The sequence below is a fragment of the Arthrobacter sp. FW306-1B-G06A genome (assembly GCF_058781765.1).
Genome location: NZ_JBYSXB010000077.1, coordinates 1 through 5832, shown reverse-complemented (window position 1 = coordinate 5832; position 5832 = coordinate 1). Strand labels below are relative to the sequence as shown.

Genomic DNA, 5832 nt, shown 5'->3' with positions numbered 1-5832 from the left:
TGCCGGGGGTGGGGCACGAAAAAGCGACGGTCCCCTCCGCACTTAGGAGGGGACCGTCGCTGCTTGCGTACCTCGTGGTACGGGACTCCTTACTTCGCATCCTCCAGGGAGAGAAGGTCACGGCCGGCTGTTTCCGGTGTGAAGAACGTGGTGATGTATGAAATCAGCGCGAGGACCAGCGAGTAAACCGCCAGGACCACCCAGGAGTTGCCCGTCGCTCCAAGCAAGATGGCACCGAACACGGGAACGAGTCCACCAGCGAGGACAGCGGACAGCTCGCGACTCAAGGCAACCCCGGTGAAACGGTGCTGCGAACCGAACAATTCCGGGAGCAGCGGGCACTGCGGACCAAGCATCCCTTGGACGCCGATTGCTATACCCACAGCCATGACTATCCACACGAGAGTCACATTGCCGAGACTGACCAGATAGAAGGCGGGAATAGCGGTAATTACCTGGAAGAGTGCGCCGAACCGGTAGACCCTGACACGTCCAAAGCGGTCGGACAGGGCACCGAAGGTGACAACCATGACGGCGGCAAAACCGGCTGCGATCACGAGACCAACGGGCCCGACGAACTTATCACCCGGGAAGACACCTTGCTTGGCGGCCATGAAGGAAATCAGGAGCGCTGAGTAGATCGAGGAGTTGCCGTTTTCGCCCATGCGTAGGCCAATGCCGATGAGGACATTCTTCTTGGAGTGCCTCAAAATCTCACCGATCGGGTTTTTCACGACGTTCTTGTGCTTCTCCAGTTCCTGGAACACCGGGGTTTCCTTCAGCCTGAGACGGATGAAGAGAGCCACCGCAATGAGAATGGCACTAGCCAGGAAAGGAACGCGCCACAGCCACGCATTCAGCACAGCCACGTCGGCCATGCCGATCAGCGTGAAGATGCCGGCACCGAGGAGGGTTCCAAGTTGGATGCCAACGAACGGAAGTGAAGCGAAAAATCCGCGGCGCTTAGGGGGCGAAACTTCGGAGATCAGCGTTGTTGCGCCTGCCTGTTCTGCTCCGGCGCCCAGGCCTTGGACGATACGGAGCGTCACCAGCAGGACCGCGCCGAGCATGCCTGCCTGGTCGAACGTCGGCAACAAGCCGATCGCGAAGCTGGCAAGGCCCATCATGCCGATGGTCAGGAGAAGAACCGTCTTGCGACCAAAGCGGTCTCCGATGAAGCCGAAAAAGATTCCACCAAAGGGCCGGGCTACGAATCCCACCCCGTAGCTTGCGAACGATGCGATCAGGGCGCCGCTTTCACCCAAGGGCTTGAAAAACAGCTGGCCAAAGATCAGGGCCGAATACAGGCCGTAAATGTAGAAGTCGTAGTACTCCAGGGCGGATCCTACGGAGCTGGCAAGAGTTGCCCTTCGCAGCTGTTCCGGCTCAACTACTGCGCCGTCCATATCAGCAAGCTTTGTCTTAGTACGAGTTGTCACAAGCACTCCCTCAAGAACACTCCAGACCCCCGTTGGCCTGGCGAGATAGTGTCAGCCGCCATGGCGTGAATCACTATATTGAACAGAGTACAGCACGTTGTACAAGTTTCAAGTGGTGTAATCAGATTTATTTATGACCCTGTCGGGGCGGCCAGATCTATCCCATCGGGTTGCCCAGCGAGTGGGCGAGCTCCTTGAGTTCCTTCACCATGAGGGCAGCCTGTTCCTCGGAAAAAGTGGCCTTCAGGGCTGTCACCGAGAGACCGAGGCTGGGGCCATGCGCCCCGTGGGTGGGGACGGGCACGGCGAGGCAAACCACGCCTAGTGTGGATTCCTCATCCTCCAGGGCGTAGCCCTGCTTGCGGATCGCGACAACCTGGGCCTTGAGCTCGGCGGCACTCCGGAGGGACTTCGGGGTCATGACAGGCAGTTCCACGTCGTCCGGGAACATCGCCTCGATGTCATGGTCGTGAAGCTGGGCCAGGAGGACCTTTCCGACGGCGCTGAGGGAAAGCGGCATTTTGTCGCCGATGTTCGACGTGAGCCGGACGGCGGGGTGCCCTTCGTAGCGGGCCAGGTAGATGATGTGATCGCCGTCGATCATCGCGATCCGCACGGTTTCGCCGGAGAGCGTCGGCGCCTGTTCACAGAACTTGTAGAACTCCTGGACTTCGTCGAGCCGGCTAAGGTAGGCGGCGCCAAGTTCAACCAGTTTCCGGCCAAGTGAAAAATCGGCACCTTCGCGGGTAATCAGCCGGGCTTCCTCAAGAGCGAGCAGCAGGTTTGACGTGGAAGACTTCGGAATCCCGAGTTCCCTCGCAAGGTCACTGAGTGTCAGCCTGCCTGAAGGGGCCTCCGCCAAGGCATCAAGGACCGCAGCAGCGCGGGTCACGGCAGGCGCCGGCGAGGAGCTCCCCAAGCCTTCGGCGGAACGGGGGGTGCGGGAATCGGCCATGATTCTCCTTCGCGGTTCGTGCGTCTGGCGCAGAGTGGGCGCGTGCCAGGTAGAAACGCCACCCTGGGGCAGCGGAACTCCGGTCCGAGGCACAACGCTTGTTCAATCCACTGAACAACCACCATCATAGTGGCTTGGTGCTGGGATGAGACGCGCCGGACGGGGGATGGCTTCCTTTCCATATCCAGAAATTCTCTGTATATTCATCTATGAGCTCTCCACCGCGGCATCCCCCAATAGTCGCGGTGGAGAGCTTTTCCAATTCCCGGCACCGAATCCGAGCCGACGCTAGCCTGGCTGCTGCCAAGGAGTGAGCCGTGGCAGCCAGCGGGGGACGTTGGCACGGTAGTCCTCATACTCGGCGCCGAACTTGCGGGCCAGGGTGGGCTCCTCATACAACCTGACGAAAGCCACCACGGGAACTGCGCCCAAGGCCGCGAGGCCGAACAGCTTTGGCTGTCCCAGCACGAGGCCCTGCCCGACGATCGCGGCGCCAATGCCCACGTAGATGGGATTCCGCACGAACCTGTAGAAACCACTGACCACAAGGTTCTTCGGTGGCGCAAAGGGCGCAGGCGTTCCCAATCCTTCAAGGGCGAACCGCGCGAAAGAATTGGTGATCACCGCCGCACCGGCGCCGATCAGCAGAACACCTGTGCACTGGGCCGCCAGTCCGCCCGGCACAGGCTGTTGCACCCTCCAGCGGGTCACAAACCATGGCAACAGACCGGCCGCGGTAGCCGGAGCGACGGCGAACACCGCCGTACCGATTTTCGCCAGCCTCTTGTCGCGCGCTGCATCTCCGGACGCTGTCATGCTGCCATTCTGAACCGGCAAACGACTGGCCACAACCATCGGGGACCTAGGGCCCTGGAATAAAAAGAAAAGAGCCCCTGAGCTGCATTTCCGCAGTCCAGGAGCTCTTCTTCTCGGTGGGTCCTACCGGGATCGAACCGATGACATCCACGGTGTAAACGTGGCGCTCTACCAGCTGAGCTAAAGACCCAAAACACTGATTTCGGCACCCTCGGCGCTTCAACCAACGAACATGTACTCTACCGGATCAATCGCCCGGAACACTAATCGACTACTTGGATGGCAGCAGATCGGGAAGCTCAGCGGCAAGCCAGGCCAACGCGCCACTGACTCCTGCTTCCACTTTGAGGTCCGCGAAACCGTCACCGCGGGTCGGTCCACGGTTGATGATCACTACCGGCTTGCCGAGTTTGGCTGCGTGCCGCACGAACCTCAGCCCGCTCATGACAGTCAACGAAGAACCCGCCACGAGCAACGCCCCGGCTTCGTCAACCATGGAATAGGCACGCTGGACCCGGCCCTTGGGCACATTTTCACCGAAGTACACGAAGTCGGGCTTGAGCGTCCCCCCGCACACGGGACAAACAGCGACGACGAAGGAACGGATGAGTTCGGGATCCTCCACCGAGGCATCGGCGTCCGGTGCCATTTCCACGACGCCGGAAGCCTGGGCGGCTTCGACGAAACCGGGATTGATTTCCTCCAGAATCGATGCCACGAGCCGCCGGGTGAACACGTGCCCCTCATCAAGGCAGATCACGCGATCGTAGCGGCCGTGCAGGTCCACCACGTTAATGCTGCCGGCGTCCTCGTGCAGGCGGTCCACGTTCTGCGTGATGAGCCCCGTCATCAGCCCGCGCCGCTCAAGGAGGGCGACGGCGGCGTGCCCGGCATTGGGGTCCGCATGCCGGAGGTGCGACCATCCGAGGTGGTTCCTCGCCCAGTACCGGCGCCGGTTGGCCGGGCTTCCGATGAATTCCTGGTAGGTCATGGGATTCCGCGGCGCGGCTCCAGGGCCGCGGTAGTCAGGGATTCCGGAGTCCGTGCTCAGTCCGGCTCCGGTCAAGACAGCAAGCCGCTTGCCACCGAGAACCCCGGCGGCTCGGCGGAGAACGTCCACCTCGTCCGCATCCAACTCAACCGTTGAGGCCGGCGGAAGTATGGCGAAGCCAGTCATTCCGACGCCGGGCCGTTGGGCGCTCATCGCCGTTAGGCCTGGCCAAGTGCGGACAATGCCTCGCGGTATTCCGCCAGGTCGCGTGCCTGCCCGCGCGGATTGACGACGACGTAACGGATGATCCCCGCGGCATCGATGATGAAAGTGCCCCTCAACGACATGCCGGTAGCTGGATCAAACACGCCATACTTCTCGGCTACTTCCCCGTGCGGCCAGAAGTCGGCCAAGAGATCGAACTCGTAGCCTTCCTTTTCCGCATAAGCCCGCAAAGCGAACTTGCTGTCCACCGACACCCCGAGGACCGTGGCGTTCGCATGTTGGAAAATACCCAGATTGTCGCGGATCTCGCACAGCTCCCCGGTGCAGATTCCAGAGAAGGCGAAGGGATAAAAGACCACCACCACGTTCCGGCCGCGAAGCCCGGACAAGCGGACCGGCTCCCCGAACTGGTTCACGAGCTCAAAGTCCGGGGCTTCCTGGCCCACAACGGGAACTCCCGGACGCAGCCCGGAAGGGTTCAACTTCGTGTGTGTCACTTGTTCTTCTTGCGCGCTACAAGCCGTGTTGCGCTCCAGTCCTTGGAGACGCCTGCGGAGGTAGTGCAGTGCAAGCCGGCGGTAGGAGCAGCGTCCTGAATATCCGAGGGCGAGACGTAGTTGTCGCGACCCGACTTGGGGGTCAGCACCCAGACAACACCGCCTTCACCCAAGGTGGTCAATGAATCAACTAGTGCGTCGACAAGGTCTCCATCACCATCGCGCCACCAGAAAATGACCGCATCCACTACCTCGTGATCGTCTTCGTCAAGCAGCTCGGAACCCGTGAGTTCCTCAATGTCATCACGCAAATCGAAATCGACATCATCGTCGTAACCGAGTTCCTGAATTAGATCCCCATCTTTGAAACCCAATCTTTCCGCCACATTTACCGATGTGGCGGCGTCGGCCTCGCTCACGTTTCCTCCTCTTGAAGTGATTTCGATTACTACAAGCCAACACCCTTTGGGCGTGTGCTTCAAGCCATTGTCCCGCGTTCCACCATTATCCGCGCCCCAGCCGCGGCTTAAGCCATGGCCAGGATCGGGGCTACAGCCATGACTGCGGCTGCAACTGCCTACGATGTAACAGCTTGAGTGTGACATACAACGCCTTCACGACCGCGCCGCTACGCATCGCGGCTCGTACAAAGCTACAGTGGCCATTGAAGACTTTGGCTGCAGGGCAACCGCCCGCCGCGAATAGCGCAGCTTGAGCTCAAGAGAACCTGCCCGGCGCACATGACCGGGCTGTTGTAACCGATATGTCGCACACGCCGCGTTCATGACGGGCAGTTACCCTGCCGGACCTGAGGCGACGATGAATGCGCCAAAAGAGAGGTTGGACGTGGCTGCAGGAGAAGAGACCTCACACATCCTTAGCGGGTTGACTTCCCAGCTGCCTGATCGT

6 protein-coding genes and 1 tRNA gene are annotated in these 5832 nt (G+C 60.6%); all 7 read right to left on the bottom strand.

The features are described from left to right. Positions 1-89: 89 nt before the first annotated feature. A complete protein-coding gene (locus tag AC3WJM_RS22835) occupies positions 90-1445 on the bottom strand; it encodes an MFS transporter (protein ID WP_492260875.1) in 1356 nt (451 codons plus the stop codon). Between the two features lie 151 nt (positions 1446-1596). Further along, positions 1597-2394 carry an IclR family transcriptional regulator gene (locus tag AC3WJM_RS22830; RefSeq protein ID WP_284991164.1) on the bottom strand — a complete coding sequence of 266 codons (798 nt, stop codon included), beginning with the start codon at positions 2392-2394 and terminating at the stop codon, positions 1597-1599. 288 nt (positions 2395-2682) lie between these two features. Then, positions 2683-3210: a methyltransferase family protein gene (locus tag AC3WJM_RS22825; protein WP_284991163.1), complete on the bottom strand. Its 528-nt coding sequence runs from the start codon at positions 3208-3210 to the stop codon at positions 2683-2685. A 117-nt stretch (positions 3211-3327) separates the two neighbouring features. Beyond that, a tRNA-Val gene (locus AC3WJM_RS22820) sits at positions 3328-3400 on the bottom strand. Positions 3401-3481: 81 nt separating this feature from the next. Further along, on the bottom strand, positions 3482-4414 hold the full coding sequence (locus AC3WJM_RS22815) for a Sir2 family NAD-dependent protein deacetylase (RefSeq protein WP_492273033.1): 933 nt from the start codon (positions 4412-4414) through the stop codon (positions 3482-3484). Between the two features lie 5 nt (positions 4415-4419). Beyond that, complete coding sequence (locus tag AC3WJM_RS22810) at positions 4420-4923, bottom strand: peroxiredoxin (protein WP_370872095.1); 504 nt, start codon at positions 4921-4923, stop codon at positions 4420-4422. Continuing rightward, positions 4920-5342 carry a DUF3052 domain-containing protein gene (locus tag AC3WJM_RS22805; RefSeq protein ID WP_059387755.1) on the bottom strand — a complete coding sequence of 141 codons (423 nt, stop codon included), beginning with the start codon at positions 5340-5342 and terminating at the stop codon, positions 4920-4922. The genes AC3WJM_RS22810 and AC3WJM_RS22805 overlap by 4 nt, the downstream gene beginning before the upstream one ends. Positions 5343-5832 lie beyond the last annotated feature (490 nt).